Origin of the sequence: Bradyrhizobium sp. 149 (assembly GCF_023073915.1) — a bacterium.
Classification (GTDB): domain Bacteria; phylum Pseudomonadota; class Alphaproteobacteria; order Rhizobiales; family Xanthobacteraceae; genus Bradyrhizobium.
Genome location: NZ_JADPKK010000022.1, coordinates 1,888,567 through 1,908,306, shown reverse-complemented (window position 1 = coordinate 1,908,306; position 19,740 = coordinate 1,888,567). Strand labels below are relative to the sequence as shown.

16 protein-coding genes are annotated in these 19,740 nt (G+C 64.9%); 6 read left to right on the top strand and 10 right to left on the bottom strand.

Annotated elements, in window-relative coordinates; translation table 11 throughout:
• The first annotated feature begins 62 nt into the window (after window positions 1–62).
• Window positions 63–1,721, top strand: a complete 1,659-nt coding sequence (locus tag IVA88_RS26830; RefSeq protein ID WP_247500150.1) for an HWE histidine kinase domain-containing protein — start codon at window positions 63–65, stop codon at window positions 1,719–1,721.
• 88 nt (window positions 1,722–1,809) lie between these two features.
• Here the strand turns inward: IVA88_RS26830 and IVA88_RS26825 are convergent, their stop codons facing one another.
• The 5 genes from IVA88_RS26825 to IVA88_RS26805 all read right to left on the bottom strand — a co-directional run bounded on the left by IVA88_RS26825 (window position 1,810) and on the right by IVA88_RS26805 (window position 5,930).
• Window positions 1,810–2,418, bottom strand: coding sequence for a TetR/AcrR family transcriptional regulator (locus IVA88_RS26825; RefSeq protein WP_247500421.1), 609 nt, complete (start codon window positions 2,416–2,418; stop codon window positions 1,810–1,812).
• 88 nt (window positions 2,419–2,506) lie between these two features.
• Window positions 2,507–3,649, bottom strand: a complete 1,143-nt coding sequence (locus IVA88_RS26820; RefSeq protein WP_247500149.1) for an OpgC domain-containing protein — start codon at window positions 3,647–3,649, stop codon at window positions 2,507–2,509.
• 187 nt (window positions 3,650–3,836) lie between these two features.
• Window positions 3,837–4,292 carry a hypothetical protein gene (locus IVA88_RS26815; protein ID WP_247500148.1) on the bottom strand — a complete coding sequence of 152 codons (456 nt, stop codon included), beginning with the start codon at window positions 4,290–4,292 and terminating at the stop codon, window positions 3,837–3,839.
• A gap of 75 nt (window positions 4,293–4,367) precedes the next feature.
• The gene (locus tag IVA88_RS26810; RefSeq protein WP_247500147.1) at window positions 4,368–4,739 is read right to left on the bottom strand and encodes a DUF883 family protein; all 372 of its coding nucleotides are present in this window, start codon (window positions 4,737–4,739) and stop codon (window positions 4,368–4,370) included.
• Window positions 4,740–4,817: 78 nt separating this feature from the next.
• Complete coding sequence (locus IVA88_RS26805; RefSeq protein WP_247500143.1) at window positions 4,818–5,930, bottom strand: AI-2E family transporter; 1,113 nt, start codon at window positions 5,928–5,930, stop codon at window positions 4,818–4,820.
• A gap of 208 nt (window positions 5,931–6,138) precedes the next feature.
• Between IVA88_RS26805 and IVA88_RS26800 the strand changes: the two genes are divergently transcribed.
• Entirely contained in the window at window positions 6,139–6,951 is an 813-nt protein-coding gene (locus IVA88_RS26800) for a L,D-transpeptidase (protein WP_247500142.1), read from the top strand.
• Window positions 6,952–6,968: 17 nt separating this feature from the next.
• The gene (locus tag IVA88_RS26795; protein ID WP_247500141.1) at window positions 6,969–7,622 is read left to right on the top strand and encodes a DUF2865 domain-containing protein; all 654 of its coding nucleotides are present in this window, start codon (window positions 6,969–6,971) and stop codon (window positions 7,620–7,622) included.
• Between the two features lie 60 nt (window positions 7,623–7,682).
• Here IVA88_RS26795 and IVA88_RS26790 read toward each other — a convergent pair whose 3' ends face one another.
• Window positions 7,683–9,776: a HAMP domain-containing methyl-accepting chemotaxis protein gene (locus IVA88_RS26790; protein WP_247500140.1), complete on the bottom strand. Its 2,094-nt coding sequence runs from the start codon at window positions 9,774–9,776 to the stop codon at window positions 7,683–7,685.
• Between the two features lie 200 nt (window positions 9,777–9,976).
• A complete protein-coding gene (locus tag IVA88_RS26785; RefSeq protein ID WP_247500139.1) occupies window positions 9,977–12,070 on the bottom strand; it encodes a methyl-accepting chemotaxis protein in 2,094 nt (697 codons plus the stop codon).
• A 273-nt stretch (window positions 12,071–12,343) separates the two neighbouring features.
• Here IVA88_RS26785 and IVA88_RS26780 point away from each other — a divergent pair, with 273 nt between their 5' ends.
• Window positions 12,344–12,499, top strand: a complete 156-nt coding sequence (locus IVA88_RS26780) for a Thivi_2564 family membrane protein (protein WP_247500138.1) — start codon at window positions 12,344–12,346, stop codon at window positions 12,497–12,499.
• A gap of 90 nt (window positions 12,500–12,589) precedes the next feature.
• On the opposite strand, the gene IVA88_RS26775 is transcribed toward IVA88_RS26780, so the two are convergent.
• The 3 genes from IVA88_RS26775 to cysD all read right to left on the bottom strand — a co-directional run bounded on the left by IVA88_RS26775 (window position 12,590) and on the right by cysD (window position 17,750).
• A complete protein-coding gene (locus IVA88_RS26775) occupies window positions 12,590–14,755 on the bottom strand; it encodes a malate synthase G (RefSeq protein ID WP_247500137.1) in 2,166 nt (721 codons plus the stop codon).
• Window positions 14,756–15,019: 264 nt separating this feature from the next.
• Entirely contained in the window at window positions 15,020–16,936 is a 1,917-nt protein-coding gene (cysC, locus tag IVA88_RS26770) for an adenylyl-sulfate kinase (protein ID WP_247500136.1), read from the bottom strand.
• Window positions 16,937–16,955: 19 nt separating this feature from the next.
• Window positions 16,956–17,750 (bottom strand): sulfate adenylyltransferase subunit CysD, encoded by a 795-nt coding sequence (gene cysD / locus IVA88_RS26765; protein WP_106942182.1) that lies wholly within the window; start codon window positions 17,748–17,750, stop codon window positions 16,956–16,958.
• A gap of 245 nt (window positions 17,751–17,995) precedes the next feature.
• On the opposite strand from cysD, the gene cysG reads away from it, so the two are divergent.
• Together cysG and IVA88_RS26755 are read left to right on the top strand one after the other, a co-directional pair.
• A complete protein-coding gene (gene cysG, locus IVA88_RS26760) occupies window positions 17,996–19,420 on the top strand; it encodes a siroheme synthase CysG (RefSeq protein ID WP_247500135.1) in 1,425 nt (474 codons plus the stop codon).
• The gene (locus IVA88_RS26755; protein WP_247500134.1) at window positions 19,417–19,734 is read left to right on the top strand and encodes a DUF2849 domain-containing protein; all 318 of its coding nucleotides are present in this window, start codon (window positions 19,417–19,419) and stop codon (window positions 19,732–19,734) included. Before cysG ends, IVA88_RS26755 begins: the two co-directional genes overlap by 4 nt.
• Window positions 19,735–19,740: the final 6 nt, after the last annotated feature.

Sequence of the window (19,740 nt, the reverse complement as noted above, 5' to 3'; positions counted from 1 at the left end):
TCGAGCGGCGTCCATATGCTCCGTGTTTATTGCCGACCTCCTGCTTTCGCCTGAGTAGTCGCGTGGTCCGGCTGGGTTTCATCATCGGCTTCATCGCCCTGCTCGGAGCCCTGCTCTCCGGGCTTGCGGCCTATCGCGTTCACGACCAGGAACTGGCGCTGGACCGGATCGCGCTGGCGCGCGCAATCGACGTCCATGCAAGCTTGGTCCAGGACCGGCTCACCGAGCGCGAACTGCTCGCGCGGGTTGCCTCCGGCCTGTTCCGGGCGCCGTCGGTGCTCAAGCCGAACATGCTCGAGCCGCTGCGCTCGGCCATCTACGCCTTCAAAACCGATTTCGTGGTGGCGGGCTGGGTCGCCCGCCTGAAGCCGAACGAGCTTGCCGCAGCGCAGGCGGCCATCGCGAGCGCCGGCTTCCCCAATCCGCGGATCCGCACCTATGACGACAAGCCGATCGATCCGGCTGACGTCACCCAGCCGGTCGACGTGCTGATGGATCTCGAGCCGCGCAGCAACGAGACCAAGGCGCTGCCCGGCCGCAGCTACGACCAGGATCAGGTGCGCAGTGCCATGCTGGCGCGCGCCAGAGTGGAGAAGAGGTCGGTTGCCTCAGAACCGGTTGCTCTTCTGCGCGGCGGCGGGCCGATCGGAATCATCGTGGCCGCTCCCGTCATCCCCGAGGGCGCGACGGAGCCGGCGGGCTTCATCACATTTTCCTACGAACTCTCCTCCCTGATGCTGACCAACGACGACATGTCGTTGTTCGCGGTCGCGCTGAAGGATCCGCGCAGGGAGGGTGGCGAGCTCGTTGCCAATGATCAAGGCGTGGTCTCGGCCCGCACGACGGCGGCTGACGGGCCGGCACCCTCGGCGACGCGCACGGTGAGCTTCGGTGGTCGCGACTGGCAGCTCGGCTATTACGCCAAGACCAACTCGGCGCGTCGCGCCGAGCAGACTGCGATCATCGTGGCGGCGATCGGCTTTGCGATCACCGCGATGGTGTGCGGCCTGTTCGGCTATGTCGCCTACAACAATCTGCGGCTCAGCCGGGAAATCCAGGTCAGAATCGGCTTCGAGCGCCGGCTGACAGCTGTCATCGACGAGCTCAACCACCGGGTCAAGAACATCCTGGCGGTGATCCAGTCGATCGTGACCCGCACGCTGCGCCACGGTGCCGACATGGACGTCGCGCGCGAACTCCTGATCGGTCGCATCCACGCCATGTCCAACGTTGTCTCGCTGCTCAGCGAGAGCCAGTGGCAGGGCGTCAAGCTGAAGGGCCTGTTCGAGGCGCGCGCCATCCCGCACGCCGACCGCATCGCCGTCACCGGTCCTGATATCGCAGTCAGTGCGCGCGCGGCGCAGAGCCTGTCGCTGCTCTTCTTCGAGCTCGCTTCGCACTCCGACGAGGGCCTGTCGCTGGTCGGCAAGCATCCGCACATCACCGCCAATTGGACGGTGACGAGCGAAGGGGCCGGCGAGGTCTTCCATTTCCGCTGGGAGGAGTTCAACACCAGCGAGGCGACGCGCCGCCCCGATTCCGATTTCGGCCTGATCCTGCTCGACCGCGTCGCGCCCGAGGCGCTCGGCGGCACCGCCAAGCGCTATTTCACCGACGTCTCCTATGTCTACGAGCTGACCGCGCCGATGGAGACGGTCGAGGACATGACCGAGCGCGACCGCACCGACAAGCTTTCAGCACCGATCCGGCCGGCGCGGTAATTATCGATTCTGATTGAATCAGAACCGAAGCTCTGGATTCTTGACGTGTGCTTCACGCGTACCGGTATCCATTTGGCTCGAAGACGCTCTAGCTCTTCGGCCGCAGCACGAGGTCAACCAGATTCCGCGCGTAGGCCGGCGTGATCGGCGCGATGCCGAAGACGTAGCGGTAGAACAGGCCGCCATAGATCGCGTCGTAGAGATCCTCGGGCAGCGCTTCCGCCAGAATGCTGCCGTCGTTCTGGCCTGCGGCGATCATCTCCACCAGTGCGTCGCGCCGGAATTGCAGATAGCGGGCGTAGAACAGCTCGGCGGAGCCGGTCTTTGAAATGCATTCGGAGATGACGGCGAGCTGGACCTTGCCGAACTCGCCCTCGAGCGCTTCGGCATAGGCGGCGGCATGGCGGCGTGCGCGCGCGGCGGGGCTGCCCGAGCTTGCGGGCGGCAGCGGCAGCATCTGCGCGGCGTGGTGAAGGAAGGCGTCGATCAGCAAGGCTTCGCGGGACGGCCACCATTTGTAGATCGTCATCTTGGAGACGCTGGAATGCCGCGCGACCGCGTCGATCGTGGTGGCGGCAAGGCCGGTCGCGGCCATCAGCGTATAGGCGCTTTGGAGAATGGCATTGGTGGTCTCGATCGACCTTGGCCGGCCGCGCCGGGGCGCACTGTCGGCTCCCTCACCCCCGCCATTCGCCATCACCACGCCCGGCCTCCCCGCGCAATCCGCTCCCGTTCCGCATAGCGCAGCCGTGATGGCCGGCCTAGTGGAATCGGAGGGGGCCGGGCTAGGCCTGCCGCCGCAAGGCGGCGGGCAGGTCCTGCCGCTTCGACCAGGCGATGTAATATGCGACCGCGGCCATCGCGGCGAAGCCGGCCAGACTCACGGCGATCTGCATCACCACCAGATTGGCGCCGGTGATCAGGATGAGATGGCCGGCGAAGGACAGGAATACGCCGACGCAGAACACTGCGAGCCATTCCTCGCCGCATCTGATGACCGTCTGTAGCGATCTCCATTGCAGGCCGGGATGATCGGCAGGGACGAGATATGTCGCGAGGAAAGCGAGCGCAAGGAAGTGGACCACGCGATAGGGTGCGAGGTTTTCCTTGTCGGTCGGCGTGATGGTGTCGAGCACGATATCCGGCAAGTAGGCAGCGAGCGCCGGCGAGTGGCGCATCAGCGTGATCGCCATCGCGAATACGAGATAGGCGCCTGCAAGCACGCGCAGCCAGGAACGGCCGTGCAGAGCGCGGCCGGACGCACCGGTCACGGCGAACCAGCCGCCCAGCACCATCAGCATCTGCCAGCAAAACGGGTTAAAGGTCCACTCCTGGTCCGGATAGACCCGGAAATTCCAGTCGAACCAGCGCGCCGCGAAGTACAGGGCGACCGATGCCGCCAGCGTCAGGTTCGGACGCCGCAACAGCCCCCACAGCGCGAACGGAAGGACGGCCATCAGCGGGATCATCAGTTGCAGGAGATCGAGGTTCAGCGGCTCTTCCTGAAGCACCAGTCCGCGTACCAGGATCCGCAGCGGATGCTCGAGGATGCCCGAGATGTTGTATTCGTGGATGATCTCCGGCGCCATCGATTGCGAGGCGACATAGGCGATGCTGTCGATGTAGATCACGAACAGAACGACATAGGCGGCGTAGAGCCGCCAGACGCGCTGGAAGATGCGCGTCGCTGCGACGACGTAACCGCGTTCCAGCGCGATCTTGCCATGAATGATGGCCATGCCATAGCCGGCCACGAACACGAACAGGTCGGCGGCGCCGCTGAAGCCGAAGTTTCGCAGCGTCAGCAAATTGACGACGTTGTTCGGGATGTGGTCGACGAATATCGACCAGTTGGCGATGCCGAGCGTCAAATAGAGCCGGGGGTCGTGATTGAATGCGGCGAGGTTCGCCTTGACGGACGGTTTCATCGAAAAAAATGACTTTTGGAATCAGGGGCGCTGCTTTTAGCGGCAACCGCCTGTCTATCCGAGTAGCGTTTGCGTGATGGTGGGGAGCATTCGCGCCGGACGGCGCAAATTGACACCGCGCCGCCATTCCGAATCCGATAGATGCGCTCGCGGGACTTGGGACGAAACTTTCTAACCCGCGCGGACGCTACTCGGCAGGTTCGGCCGAGGTCTCGTCGGGTACGCCGGCGCGGCTCGCGATGATTCCGAGGGCGACGCCGCCGATCGCCAGGATCGGCAGCAGCCGCTTGATCCCGATGGCGCGAACGATCTGGAGTCCCGTGGCGAGCAGCATGGGGTCCGCGAGCATGCTCGAGGCCGCCGATTTCGTGGCACGCTCGGCCGCGATATGAGCCTGCTTGCGCGACTCCCGTTTGTAGGCCCAATAGCTCACCGCCGCGGTCAGGGTCAGCAGAAAGAAGACACCGGCACCGGCGAGGCAGGCCTGCACTGGACCATATTTCTCCAGCACCGAGATGAATGCCGCCGCGCACAGGAAGCACGTGGTGATGAAGAGCGCGAACGCCGCGCCCGCTGCCAGCGAGGTCAGCCGCACAGTCGTTCCGGTGGATGCACTGATCCCGTCGATGATGCGCTGAAACATGCCTCGCTCCTCAAATCCCCACAAGCCGACACCGGCGGCGCCGCAGCGCCGCCGTCTTAAAATCCGTTCGCGACATCAGCGGCGCCAGGCGGCGCCGATCAGGAAGCCGATGCCAAGCGCAAGCCCGACAGTCGCGAGCGGCCGCTGCGTGATCGCGTCTTCGAGCGACTCCTCGATCGACCCGTAGGCCTCCTGTGCCGCGCCCATCATTGCGCTGCCGCGCTCCGACATGTCGTCGATGGCGGAATCGACGTTCTCGCGCGCTTGGCGATAGCCGCGGCGGGCCTGCTTGCCGGAGGAGTTGGCAAAATTATTGAGCGCGTCGGTGATCTGATCGGTGAGGGCGGCGATATCGCTTTTCACGGCTGCTACATCCTTCTCGAGGCGTTCTCTGGTGGCTTTGTCGGTCCAGTCTCTCATCCCGGCTTCCGCATTGGTCGTGGACATCAGGAGCTCCGAACTGTTGACGGCTGAGATAGCCGGAAAACGTTTCGTCGCCGGGGAAGTTCCGTTCACGGAAACCCGTCAAGCTTGCGGGAGCTGCGGCGAATCCGCCGGCAGCAGATGCTCCTTCAGGATCAGCGCGACGATCAGGAGCGGCGACGACAGGAACGCGCCCATCGGGCCCCACAGCCAGGTCCAGAATGCCAGCGCCAACAGAACGGCAAGCGCATTGAGCTCCAGCCGCCGGCCGATGATGGTCGGCGTGACGAAGTGCCCCTCCAGGAAGGTGAGGCCGCCAAAGGCCAGCGCCGCCATCAGACCACCCCCGATAGTCGGGAAACTGACCAGTCCGACCACGACCAGAACGACGAACATCGCCACCGGCCCGATGATCGGGATGAAGTTGAGGGTGGCCGCGAGGGCGCCGAGGCCGGCAGGATTGGGCATGCCGGTGAGCGCGCAGACCAGGCCCGTGCCAACGCCGACGCCGACATTGATGAGAGTCACGGTCAGAAGATAGTTGCCGAGATGGACCTCGATCTCGTTAAGGATACGAAGCGTGCGCAGCCGTGCGTCGTGATCGCTGAAGGTCATGATCATCGCGCGGCGGAGGTCGCGCCAGCTCGCGATGAACAGGATGAGGGTGACGAAGAACAGCAGGAATTCGGTGAAGGTCGGCGACAAGAATTCCAGCGTTGGCTGCACCCATTCGAATTTCGGCATCTGAAAGCTCGGCAGCCCATCCGAGCCGCCGACCATGGTTTGCAGCTCCCGCCACAGCGCCAGCGGGCGGTCGAACACATGCAGCTTGTCTTTCAATTTCGCGCCGAGTTCGGGCAGGCGCGAGCTCCATTCCATCACCGGTGAGGCGATCAGCGCGACGAGGAAACCGACGACGGCGGTCACCGCGATCACGATCAAGGCCGCGGCGAGCCCGCGCGGCACTTTCCGCTGCTCCAGGAAGGTTGCCGCCGGCGACAGCATCGTGCCGGTGACGAAAGCCATTACGACAGGCAGGAAGAACGCCTTTCCGACGTAGAGCACGGCGACGACCGCGATGAGGAGCAGTCCGGCCAGCGAGAAGGCGACGAACTCGCTGCGCCGGATCACCGGTGGAAGTTCGCCGTGGCTCTCGGGAAGCGGAGTGCCCTCGCTGTTGCCGGGAGTCATACGTTCATTGGGAAGGACGCGCACAATACCTCTCCGGCACGGAGCCTGCGGTCGCGCGCCCATGACGAGGGGAGAACGTCCAGACGCCCTGCGGGTTCCATCGCGGCTTCGTGAAGAAACGCTCGCTTGACTGTGACTTGGCTGCTGCGTCCGGCCGCGGAACTTGTATCGGCGCGACCGCGTTGACTGGACCAGCGCATCACCCTGATGCAGGCATCCAACGGGGCAGCACATGACGAAGTTCTCTGCAGCTCGACGACGGTTTTCGCCGCGTCGCATCACCGCGTTTGCCTCCGCTCTGCTGGCAATGCCGTTCGGCGCCGCAAGCGCGCAGACGCTGGGTTATACCTATTCCCACGATCAGACCTACCCGCAGGATCAGGGCTCTTCGCAGCCTTATGCAAGCCAGGCTTATGCAAACCGGGGCTATGGAAGCCCGGGCTATACGAGTCAGGAGTCGCAGGCCTCCGACGAGGATGCCGCGCTGCCCGATCGCCTGCGCAAGCAGATTGTCAGCTTCGACCGGAGCGAGCCGGCCGGTACCATCGTCATCGATACCAACAACACTTATCTCTATTACGTGCTCGGCCAAGGCCGCGCCATCCGTTATGGCGTCGGTGTCGGCCGCGAGGGCTTCACCTGGTCCGGCGTGCAGACCGTCAGCCGCAAGGCGGAATGGCCGGACTGGCATCCGCCGGCGGAGATGATCGCGCGCCAGCCCTATCTGCCGCGCTTCGTCGCCGGCGGCCCCGGCAATCCGCTCGGCGCGCGCGCGATGTATCTCGGTTCGAGCGAATATCGCATCCACGGCACCAACGATCCCACCACAATCGGCAAGTTCGTCTCGTCCGGCTGCATCCGCATGACCAACGAGGACGTCACCGACCTGTTCAGCCGCGTCAATGTCGGCGCCAAGGTCGTAGTTCTGCCGAAGAACGCGCCGCTGATGGCGAAAGGCAGCGATCCCATGCGCAAGCGTCCGGCCGTGACGGCGCTGCCCTCGGGCCGGCAGGCGCTGAACATTTCCACGTCGGCCGTAAACTGAGAGTCGAGTGAGGTCACATGAAGAGACGTTCGATCGGCAAACTCGCCGGTGGCGCGGCGGCATTATTCGCCGTCGCCTCCTTCGGCCTCGCGGTTACGCCATCGGCGCATGCGGAGGACTTCTTCTCGGCGCTGTTTGGCGGCTTTCGCGGGCGGGCGGCGCCGGAAATTCGCATGCCGTTCCAGACCGATGACACGCCGCGCTACGACACGCCGCGCCAGCGGGCCTCCTATGGCGGCGGCACGGCCTATTGCGTGCGCGGCTGCGACGGACGTTATTTCCCGGCGCAGGGAAACGATGCCGAGAGCAAGGCGCAGTCCTGCAAGAGCTTCTGCCCGACCTCGGAAACCTCGCTGGTCTATGGCAGCAATATCGACGACGCCACGACGGACAAGGGTAAATCCTATTCCGACCTGCCCAACGCCTTCCGTTACCGCAACGAGATCGTTGCAGGCTGCACCTGCAACGGCAAAGATCCGGCCGGGCTCGCCCAGGTCAAGGTCGACGACGATCCCACCTTGCGCAAGGGCGACATCGTCGCGGGTGCCGATGGCCTGGTGGTCGCCAGCCGCAATGCCAACGACCGCCGCGGCGTGGCGATGAACTTCTCTCCGCTGCCCGACTCGGTGCGCGCAAAATTCCGCCAGGTGCCGGTGGTGGCGAAGGAATAGGGTGAACTTCCTCCAATGTCGTCCTGGCTTTCGCCAGGACGACATCGAGTGTGTGTTGCCCTACGCCGCCCGGATCTTGCCCAGGAAATCGCTGACCTGATGACCGAGCTGGCGGCTCTGCGTCTCCAGCATTTCGGAGGCCTGCTTGACGTTTTCGGCGGCTCCGGCTGCGGTGTCGGCGTCGGCCTTTACGCCGGTGATATTCGCCGCGACGTTCTTGGTGCCTTGCGCTGCGAATTGCGTGCTACGGGTGATCTCCTGGGTCGCCGCGCCCTGCTCCTGCACGGCGGCGGCGATGGCGGTAGCGACTTCATTGACCTCGCCGATGATGCCGCCGATCACCTGGATCGCGGTGATGGCATCGCCGGCGACCTTCTGGATGTCGGCGATCTGCTCCGAAATCTCCTCCGTCGCCTTGGCGGTCTGGCTCGCCAATGACTTCACCTCGGATGCCACAACTGCAAACCCGCGTCCCGCTTCGCCGGCGCGCGCGGCCTCGATCGTGGCATTCAGCGCCAGCAAATTGGTCTGTGCCGCGATGGTGTTGATGAGACCCACGACCTCGCCGATGCGTCCCGCGGATTGCGCCAGTCCCTGGACGGTGCTGTCGGTTTCACGCGCCTGGTTGACGGCGCGGCTGGCGATGCCTGCGGCGTGCGCGGCCTGCTGGCTGATGTCGTTGATCGAGGCGGAAAGCTCCTCGGCGGCGGCCGCGACGCTGTCGACGCTCATGGAAGCATCATTGGACGCCTTGCCGGCGACCTCGACGCGTTCGTTGGTCTGGCGCGATACCGCGGAGAGGTCACCCGAGGTCTTGCGCATCTCGCCGGAGGCCTCGCTCAGTTCACCCAGTGATTTGCGTACGACGCCCTCGAACTCGCCGACATAGGTCTCCATCGCGCGCTGGCGCGTGGCGGCGCCGGCGTTGCGCTCGCGCTCCTGCTCCTCGATCTTGAGCTTGTCGATCGCCTGCTGCTTGAAGGTCTCAAGCGCACCGGCGAGGGAGCCGATCTCGTCATGGCGAGCGAGATAGCCGCTGTCGACGGTGAGGTCGCCACCGGCAACCTTGAGCATGGCATCGCGAATTCGGTGCAGCGGCGTGATCACGCGGCGGCTGACCGCGAGTATCGCGGCGCCGGTCAGGACGATCGCTGCGGCGAGCAGGGCCAATTGGATCAGCAGCCATTGCTGCGCGCCGGCGCGTTGGGCAGAGGCATGTTCCCTGGCTGCGGCAAGCGCGGCATCGGCGAGCTTGATCGCGCTTGCCATGCGGCCGACCGAGAAGGGGCTCCACTGATTGGCAGTCATCGAGGGCTTCTCGCCCTTCGCCACCGTCGCGATGATGCCATCACGCGTGCCGGTATATTGCGGGTCGAAATAGACCGACTTGGTGTCCGCCATGGACGCGGACAGCGCCGGCGGCAGTTGCATGCCGGTGGCGGCCAGCTCGATCGCGCTCCAGGCCGCCTCCGTCGCCCCGACGAATTTCGTGAAGGCGAGCTGGGCCTCCGGCGCGACTTTGCCGCTGGTCAAGGCATTGCCGACGACAACGGATGATTCGCCGGCGTTCTGGCGCAGCAGCCAGGCCATCTGCTTGATCATCAGAAGCTGGTCGATCGTGGCGTCCTGGTGATTGACGCTGGCTGCGAGCACGGGCGACAATTTTTCAAGAATGCTCGTCAGCCCGTCCTCGCTCTCGAGATATTCCTTGGCAAGCGCAACCCGGCGTGACGCCTTGGGCTTGGCGACTTCGGTCCAGAACTCGGCTTGCTGCGCCAGCAGTGCCTTGTTCAGCCGCGCCAGATCGGCGACGATCGCGTCACGCTGCGGAATGTCGATCGAGGGAAGAATGTCGATTGCGCGCCCCAGGGCCGGCATCAGCTCGTCGCGAATACCACGGATGTATTTTTCGATCTCGGAGTCGATCTGGATGTCGGTGGTCAACTGGCGGTTGGTGGTCGAGCGGTCGGCCCGGATGTTCGCCATGGCCTTGAACCCGTCGGCCGAGGCCGCGGCTATGGCGACCATCCGGCTGGCCTGCTGAAGCCGGACCCATGAGCTCCATGCGCTGATCGAGAACCCGATGACGACGACGAGTGCAGTGGAGAATATTACCGCCTTCAGCAGCGTGGATACGGTCAGGCGATTGAGCATCGGACACCCGGGTAGCGTTTCGAAGGTCATGGACGGCAGCCCCGAACTTCGAACAAGGGGATGCGCGCAGCAAACGCGGATGCCTTGCGGCGCGCGCGTGCAGTCATTTGGCCCGCAAAGAGTAAAAACTTAGGCAGCGCTGCTGCCGTAAAATTACGGGTGTCATGCCTTCACGGCGCGGCCGGTTTACGCTGCCTCGCTTACGCGGCGCGGATCTTGCCGAGGAAGTCGCTGACCTCATGGCCGAGCTGGCGGCTCTGGCTCTCCAGCATCTCGGAGGCGTGCTTCACGTTGTCGGCGGCGGCGGCAGCCGCGTCCGCATTGGATTTCACGCCGGTGATGTTGTCCGAGACGTTCCTGGTGCCCTGCGCCGCAAATTGCGTGCTGCGGGTGATCTCTTGCGTGGCCGCACCCTGTTCCTGCACGGCGGCGGCAATCGCGGTGGCGACCTCGTTCACTTCGCCGATGATGCCGCCGATGGTCTGGATCGCGCTGATGGCGTCGCCCGCGACCTTCTGGATGTCGGCGATCTGCTCGGAGATCTCCTCGGTCGCCTTGGCGGTCTGGCTCGCCAGCGACTTCACCTCGGAGGCGACCACGGCAAAGCCGCGGCCAGCTTCGCCGGCGCGGGCCGCCTCGATCGTGGCGTTGAGCGCGAGCAAATTGGTCTGCTGCGCAATGGTGTTGATCATGCCGACGACCTCGCCGATGCGGCCGGCCGATTTCTGGAGTCCCTGCACCGTGCCGTCGGTCTCGCGCGCCTGGGTCACGGCGCGGCTGGCGATGCCTGCGGCATGCGCCGCCTGCTGGCTGATGTCGTTGATCGAGGCGCTGAGCTCTTCGGCGGCGGCGGCGACGCTGTCGACGCTCGTCGAGGCGTCATTGGAAGCCTTGCCGGCGACCTGCACACGGTCGTTGGTCTGGCGCGACACCGCGGAGAGATCGTCCGAGGTCTTGCGCATCTCCCCGGAGGCCTCGCTCAATTCGCCGAGCGTCTTGCGCACCGCGCCCTCGAACTCGCCGACATAGGCCTCGACCGCGCGCTGGCGGGCGGAGGCGCCCACATTGCGTTCGTGCTCCTGCGCCTCGATCTTGAGCTTCTCGTTGGCCTGCTGCTTGAAGGTCTCCAGCGCGCCGGCAAGCGCGCCGATCTCGTCCTGGCGATCGAGATAGCCGCTGTCGACGGCAAGGTCGCCGCCGGCGACCTTCAGCATGGCGTCCCTGATCGTGTTGAGCGGAGTGATGACGCGGCGGCTGACCAGCATGATCGCGCCGACGGCGAGCCCGAGGGCGAGCGCCAGCAGCGTGAGCTGCACCATCAGTGCGCGCTGGGCGGCGCCGCGCTGCTCCTGCGTATGGACCTTGGCGGCGTCGAGGGCCGCTTCCGCCACCGCGACCGCGCTGGCCATGCGTCCGACCGTGAGCGGGCTCCATTGGTTCGCCGTCATCTCGGGCTTCTCGCCCTTGACCAGCGCATCCGCGAGGCGGTCGCGCAAGGCCAGATATTGCGGCTCGAAATAAGAGGTCTTGGCAGAGGCCATCGCGGAGGCGAGCCCCGCCGGCAACTGCATGCCGGACGTCGACAATTCCAGCGCCTTCCACATCGCGGCCGTGCCGCCGACATATTGGGTGTAGGCGTAGCGGGTCTCCGGCGAGATTTTGCCGGCGTTGAGGCCGGTCGAGACGATCAGCGAAGCTTCGCCTGCGGTGTTGCGCAGCAGCCAAGCGCTCTGCTTGATCGACAGCAGCTGGTCGATCGCCGCGTCCTGGTGATTGACGGTGGCGGCCAACGTGTTCGAGAGCTTGTCGAGAACGTCGAGCAGGCCCTGGGTCGTTTCCATGTATTCCTTGGGCAGGCCGGCGCGGCGCTGCTCCTTGGACTTGGCAACGTCCTCCCAGAACTGCTTCTGCTCCTCGGTCAGCAGCTTGTAGAGGCGCGCGAGCTCCGGCACCAGCGTGCCCGATTGCGGAAAGTCGATGGTCGGCAGCAGCTCGAGCGCGCGCGCCATGGCGGGCATTTGGGCATCGCGCAGGGCGCGCAGATATTTCTCGATCTCGCCGTCCATCGGCTCGGTCGCATTGAGGAGGCGGAAGGTGGTCGAGCGGTCGGTGCGCAGATTGTGCATCGCCTTGAACAGGTCGGCGGACGTGTCGGCGATCTGCGAGATGCGGTTGGCGGTCTTCAGGCGATCCCAGGACTCGTAGGCGGTGAGCGAGAGTGCGATCACCACACAGACCGACGTGATCGCGATCACCGCCTTCAGCAGCGCGGATACGGTCAGACGATTCAGCATTGAAGTCCCCAATTCCCATTGCAAAGTTCGTGAAGTCGCCCCGGCAACATCGGAAAAGAAGGGGCCCGTAAGACCAGGCAATCGCACGCCGTTTGCGGCTCAGGGCCAAAACGGTGACCGCATCTGAAAGGAAAAGGGTAAAGTTTTAGGCGGCCCCGTTGATCGTAGAAGTACGTATTTACTAGAAGTTGCAGTGGGTTGCCTCGATGGAACCGGCGCGGGAGTTGAACGTTAAGACATCGTCAGCAATTGGCCTGAATGGGGGTCCTCGCAATGTTGGTCGGCGTACTCGTCACCTTTCTCGTCGTCATTCTCGTACTTTACCTCATCAACATGCTGCCGATGGACGGCCGCGCCAAGCAGATCGCGCGCATTATCGTCATCATCATCGGTATCGTGTCGCTGCTGAAATATCTGGCAGTGTTCTAGCGGGCGCGGTGCTGCCGCAAACGAAGAAGCCCCGGCGCGAGCCGGGGCTTCTGGTGTTGCTAGTCGGCTGGCTATCAGCGGGCCGCCTGGTCAGCCAACAGCTTTGGCCTCGCGGCGGCGGGCGGTGAGGATGTATTCGGTGTAGCCGTTCGGCTGCTCGCGTCCCTTGAAGACGAGGTCGCAGGCCGCCTTGAACGCGACACCGTCGAAGGCGGGCGCCATCGGCTTGTAGATGGGATCGCCGGCGTTCTGCTTGTCGACCACCACCGCCATGCGCTTGAGTGATTCCATCACCTGCGCTTCGGTGATGACGCCCTGGTGCAGCCAGTTGGCGAGGTGCTGGCTGGAGATGCGCAAGGTGGCGCGGTCTTCCATCAGGCCGACATCGTGGATGTCAGGCACCTTGGAGCAGCCGACGCCCTGGTCGATCCAGCGCACGACATAGCCCAGAATGCCCTGGCAGTTGTTGTCGATCTCCTGCTTGACGTCGTCGGGCGCCCAGTTCGACTTCGACACCGGAATGGTGAGGATGTCGGAGAGTTTTGCCCGCGGTCCGCCCTTGGTGAGCTCCTGCTGGCGCGCGGTGACGTTGACCTGGTGGTAGTGCAGCGCGTGCAGCGTCGCTGCCGTCGGCGAGGGCACCCAGGCGGTGGTGGCACCGGCCTGCGGATGGGCAAGCTTCTGGGCAAGCATGTCCGCCATCTTGTCCGGCGCGGCCCACATGCCCTTGCCGATCTGGGCATGGCCCGGCAGGCCACAGGTCAGGCCCGTATCGACGTTCCAGTCCTCATAGGACTTGATCCAGGCCTGCGCCTTCATCTCGTTCTTGCGGATCATCGGACCCGCTTCCATCGAGGTGTGGATCTCGTCGCCGGTGCGGTCGAGGAAGCCGGTGTTGATGAACATGATGCGCTTGGAGGCGCGCTGGATGCAGGCCTTGAGGTTGACGGTGGTGCGCCGCTCCTCGTCCATGATGCCGACCTTGAGCGTGTTCTCGGGCAGCGACAGCATCTTCTCGACGCGGTCGAAGATCTCGCAGGTCAGCGACACCTCGTCGGGGCCGTGCATCTTTGGCTTGACGATATAGGCCGAGCCGGTGCGGCTGTTCTTGACCTTTGAATTGCCCTTCAAGTCATGCACGGCCAGAAGCCCGGAGACGGCGGCGTCGAGCAGGCCTTCCGGAATCTCCTCGCCGTTTTCGTCCAGCACCGCGTCGGTGAACATGTGGTGACCGCAATTGCGCATCAAGAGCAGGCTGCGGCCGTGCAGCTTGATCTCGCCCTTGCCGTCGGGCGTCTTGTAGCTGCGGTCGGCATTGAGCGAGCGCGTCAGCGTCTTGCCGGCTTTCTCGAAATCGGCCGACAGGGTGCCGTTCATCAGGCCTAGCGTGTTGCGATAGACCAGCACCTTGTCCTCGGCATCGACCGCGGCGACCGAATCCTCCATGTCGAGGATGGTGGAGACCGCGGATTCCATGATCACGTCCGCGACGCCGGCCGGATCGTTCTTGCCGATCGCGCTGGTGCGGTCGATCTTCACCTCGACATGCAGGCCGTTGTTGGCGAGCAGCACCGCGCTCGGTGCGGCGGCATCGCCCTGGAAGCCCGCGAATTGCGCGGCCTCCTTCAGCGCGGTGGCGTTGCCGCTCTTCAGCTTCACCGCGAGCTGGCCTGCGACCACGCTATAGGCGGTAACGTCGGTGTGGCTGCCGGTCGCCAGCGGCACGGCGGCATCAAGGAAGGCTTTCGCTTTTGCGATCACCTTGTCGCCGCGCGCCTTGTTGTAGCCCTTGCCGCTCTCGGACGGATCGTGCGGGATCGCGTCGGTGCCGTAGAAGGCGTCATAGAGCGAGCCCCAGCGCGCATTCGCCGCGTTCAGCGCGTAGCGTGCATTGGTCAGGGGCACGACGAGCTGCGGGCCGCAGATCTTGCCGATCTCCTCGTCCACATTGGCGGTCTCGACCTTCTGCGTCGCCGGCTCCGGGACGAGATAGCCGATCTCCTTCAGGAAGGCGGTATAGGCATTGAGGTCGAACGCCTTGCCCTTGTTGGCGCGGTGCCAGTCGTCGATCTTGGCCTGCAGCGTGTCGCGCACCGCCAGCAGCGCGCGGTTCTTCGGCCCCAGCTCCCTGATGATGGCGGCAAGCCCGGCCCAGAACGCATCCGGCGCGATCCCGGTTTTCGGGGCCGCTTCCTTGGCAACGAAATCGAACAGGACGGGAGCGATCTTCAATCCGTGGGCGTCGACGCGTTTCATGATGGGCTTTCTCGTTGGAAATGGCTGTTTTTGGCTGCTTTTGATCCGACAGCAGCAAAATGCGCTCCAAGGAGCGGCTTTCGGGGTCTTATTAGCCCCAAAATCGGGGCCGTGAGAAGGCCCCCGAGGCCTGTCAAAATGTCAAGGCGAGGCGGGGTGGGCTCGTTTACAAACGTTTGAGCCTGGTCCCGCGCCACGGGCACAAGTGCGCTCCCTCCCCCACAAGTGGGGAGGGAACGCACCGCATGCGCGGATGCATTGTCCTCAAATATTCGCGGCGAGGTCCACGACTTCGTCGAACAGCACGCCGGTTGTCTTGAGCATCTGTTCGATCTCGTCCGCCGCCTCGGCGACCGTCCGCCTCGACGTGTCGATCACGAGCTCGGCCGCCTGCGGCGTCTCGTAGTCGTTGAGGATGCCGGTGAAGGATTGAAGCGCGCCGGCGCGAGCCTTCTTGTAGTGGCCCTTGGGGTCGCGCTCTTCACAGATCTCGGCCGGTGTCGCGACATGAATCTCGCGGAACGACGTGTCGGCGATGCGGCGCGCGGTGGCGCGGTCCTCGCGGGCGGGCGAGACGGCGGCGACGATGGCAATGTGGCCGTTGCGGGCGAGATGAGTCGCCACTTCTGCGAGACGGCGGATGTTCTCGCTGCGATCGGCGGTCGAGAATCCGAGATCGCTGTTGAGCCCGGCGCGCAGCGTGTCGCCGTCGAGCAGGATCGGCGAGCCGCCATTCGAAAACAGCCGCCGTTCCAGCGCCTTGGCCAACGTCGACTTGCCGGAGGCCGGCAGCCCGGTGAGCCAGACCACGGCGCCATTGTGCTGATAGCGCGCAGAGCGCTCGTCGGGCCGCAGCGCGGATTCCACCGGCACGATGTCCACGGGCAGGGCGCGCTGCCCGGCATCGACTGACAGCACGAGACCGCCGCCGGCGATACGGCCGGATACTTCGATCACGATACGCCCGGTGCGCGGATTTTCCGTGTAGGGATCGGTGGCAATGGAATTGGAAAGAGAGATGTCGATCTCGCCGACATGATTGCGGCCGATCGCCTTGTTCTCGACGCTCGACAGCTCGCCGGGATCGACCGCCTTCTCGATCGCGACGACCGTGGCACGGCTTTCCTTCGGTCCGCAGCGAACCAGGAGCTGGTCGCCCTTGGCCAGCGGCTTGTCGTGCAGCCAGAAGATCCGCGCGCGCAGCCGCCGCGTCTCGCGCGGCGCGCTGGTCGTATGCGCGATGATGTCGCCGCGCTCGACGAACAGCTCGCGGTCGAGCGTGATGCCGACCGAGCGGCCCGCGCCCTGTCGGCCCGCGACCGGCGTCACCGGCCAGCTCTCGACCGTCTTGATCTTTGCGATCTTGCCGGCCGGCATGATCACGATCTCGTCGCCGGCAACCAGGCTGCCGGATTCGATGCGGCCTGCAACGATGCGGCGGTCGTCGAATTTGTAGATCGCCTGCACCGGCAGGCGCAGCGCCAGCGCTTCCAGCGGCCGCGCCGGCTCGAGCCTGTCAAGCGCCTCGACCACGGTGGGGCCCTTGTACCAGCCGATGCGGTCGGTGCGCTCGGCGACGCCGTCGCCGTCGCGGGCGGAAATCGGGATCACGGCCGTGGGCTTCACGCCGAGGCCCTGCAGATGCGCCGAGATCTCGTCGCTGATTTCATTGAAGCGTTCGGCGGAGAAGTCGACGCGGTCCATCTTGTTGACGACAACCGCGACCTGCTTCACGCCGAGCAGATGCAGGAGATAGCCGTGCCGCCGGGTCTGATCGCGCACGCCTTCGAGCGCGTCGATGATCAGCACCGCGCCGTCGGCCTGGGAGGCGCCGGTGATCATGTTGCGCAGGAATTCGGCGTGGCCGGGCGCGTCGATCAGCACGATATCGCGCGAATTGGTGCGGAAGCGGATTTGCGTGGTGTCGATGGTGATGCCCTGGTCGCGCTCGGTCTGGAGCGCGTCGAGCAGGAAAGACCATTCGAACGGCATGCCGCGCCGCGCGCTGACGGCCTTGAGCATTTCGAGCTTGCCGTCGGGCAGGCTGCCGGTCTCGTGCAGGAGGCGGCCGACCAGCGTCGACTTGCCGTGGTCGACATGGCCGACGATGACGATGCGGACCTGTGGTCGCGTCGTGCCGTTCGGAGTGGCGGGCGATGCGGGGGTGACGATCATGTTCATACGACGCTCGCGTCCTTGATCAGAGATAGCCGGCGACACGCAGGCGCTCGAAAGCGTCCTCGGTCTCGTGGTCGAGCGCGCGGCCGGAGCGTTCCGGCACCTTGGTCTGCTCGAGCTCGATCAGGATCTCGTCGATGTTCGAGGCGTTTGAGGCGACCGGATTGGTGATGTCCTGATCGCCCAGCGAGCGATAGCGCTTGCCGTTTTGCGACAGATAGAGCGGGATGATCGGAATGTTCTCGCGCTTGGTGTAGGCCCAGATGTCGGACTCGGTCCAATGCAGGATCGGATGGATGCGCAAATGCGCGCCTTGCGGCGGCGACGCATTGAAATGATCCCAGAACTCCGGCGGCTGGTCGCGCACGTCCCAATTGCCCTCCAAGCCGCGCGGCGAGAACACGCGCTCCTTGGCGCGCGTGGCCTCTTCGTCGCGGCGGATGCCGGCAATCAGGCCGTCAAAACCGTATTTGCCGAGTGCCATCTTCAGGCCCTCGGTCTTGCGCGCGGCGGAACGGGCGGCGGGCGGCAGCGTTGGGTCGACGGCATCGATCGGCGGGCAGGGCTCGACGCGCAGATCGAGATCCCACTCCTTGCCGTAGTGATCGCGGAAGCGATACATCTCCGGAAACTTCTTGCCGGTGTCGACATGGAGGGCGGGGAACGGCAGGCGGCCGAAGAAGGCTTTGCGCGCCAGCCAGATCATGACGTTGGAGTCCTTGCCGAGCGACCACAGAAGGGCAATCTTCTTGAGGCGGCCGAAGGCCTCGCGGAAGATATAGATGCTCTGGGCTTCGAGCTGGTCGAGATGATCCATGCTCGGGGCAAGGTCGGCAGAAAATTCTTGCGCAGGCACGCGCTCGACGAGAGCGGAGCTGCTCAGCCCATTGGCTGCGGAATCGTCCTTGAGAAGATGCATCTCTGCCACTTTGCGTTTGGAGGCGAAAATTCTATAGTTGCGGCGCGAAAGAGAAGAAGAAATTTTCTCTTTGCGCGCTCGAAACGACACATATATAGAAAATAATTCCAGTCAACCCCGGATGTAGGGGAAGCGAGTATCGTATGCGGTTCTTGCCGGTGTTCCTCGATCTCAAGGCCGGTCCGGTGGTCCTCATCGGTGCGGGTGAGCTTTTGCGCGCCAAGCTGCGCGTGCTCGCCGCCGCCGGTGCGCGCATTCGCGTGCATGCGATCGACGGCAATCAGGACCTGGGTCTAAGCTCCGAGGACGCGGCGCGCATCGACATCACCACCGGCGATCCGCTGAGCGCCGATCTCTCAGGAATCATCGCCATCGTTTGCGCCGGCGCCGGCGATGTCGGCGTGGCGATGTCGGGCCGCGCCAAGGCGCTCGGCCTGCCCGTCAACGTCATGGACGATCTTGAGCATTCGAGCTTCATCTTCCCGGCGATCGTCGATCGCGGCGATGTCGTGGTCGCTGTCGGCACTGGCGGCACGTCGCCGGTGGTGGCGCGGCGCGTGCGCGAGAAGATCGAGGCGCTGCTGCCGGCGCGCATCGGCGAGCTCGCCGAGTTCATCGGCGGCTTCCGCAAATCCATCAACGAACGTATTGCCGATTTTCCGCTGCGCCGCCGCTTCTGGGAGCGCGTCATCGACGGCCCGATCGGTGCCGCCGTTCTGGCCGGCCGCAAAGGCGAGGCGGACGCGGCGCTCAAGGCGATGTCCGATCCATCCGCGTTCGCACGGGCCGACAAGCCGGAAGGCTCGGTCGCGCTGGTCGGCGCCGGTCCGGGCGATCCGGACTTGCTCACCATCAAGGCGCTGCGCGCGCTCCAGGACGCCGATATCGTCTTCCATGACGAGTTGGTCTCGCCTGAAATTCTCGACCGCATTCGCCGTGACACCACGCGGGTTGCGGTCGGCCGCCGCGTCGGCAAGCCCGGCATCGGACAGGACGCGATCAACCAGCGCATGATCGAGGCCGCGCAATCGGGCCAGCGCGTGGTGCGGCTGAAGGGCGGCGATCCCTTCGTGTTCGGCCGCGGCGGCGAAGAAGTCGAAGCCCTGCGCGCCGCCGGCGTCGCCTATTCGATCATTCCCGGCATCACCGCAGGGCTGGGCGGTGCCGCCGATTTCGAGGTGCCGCTTACCTACCGTCATGAAGCGACCCGCATCACCTTCCTCACCGCGCACAAGGCGCGCGACGCGGAAGTCGTGGACTGGTCGACGCTGACCGACACCAAAATGACCGTCGTGGTCTACATGGGCATGACTGCGGCGCCGGCCATACGCGCCGGCCTCTTTGCCGCCGGCCGTTCGCCGGAGACGCCGGTTGGCGTGTTTGCTCGCGTCACGCGTCCCGATGCACAAGGCGCGATCGGCACGCTGCGCGATCTGCCCGAACTGGTGCGACGGACAAATGGCGGTCCTGCCATTCTCATCATCGGCGATGTGGTCCGGCACGCCGGATCGCTTCGCCGCCAAACCCCAAAACAAATCATCTCTGACCTATTGGATGCAGCCGAATGACCTCCCCGCTTGAACAGAAGAAGATCAAGATCGCCGGCCCCTCGGTGGTGACCGCCAACCGCACCTGGGACGGTATCGTGGTTTACCGCACCGCCGCCAAGAGCTGGTCCGCGGACCTGTCGGAAGCCGCAATCGTGCGCAACTCCGACGAGGCGAAAGCGTTGCTTGCGGAGTCCGTTGCCGATGACGTCGGCGCGATCGGTCCCTATATCGCGCCGGTACAGGTCGGTGCGGACGGCAAGATCGAACCCGGCAATCTGCGCGAACAGATCCGCCGCACCGGCGTGACCATCGGACAGCCGGTCCAGGCTTAAGGCGTT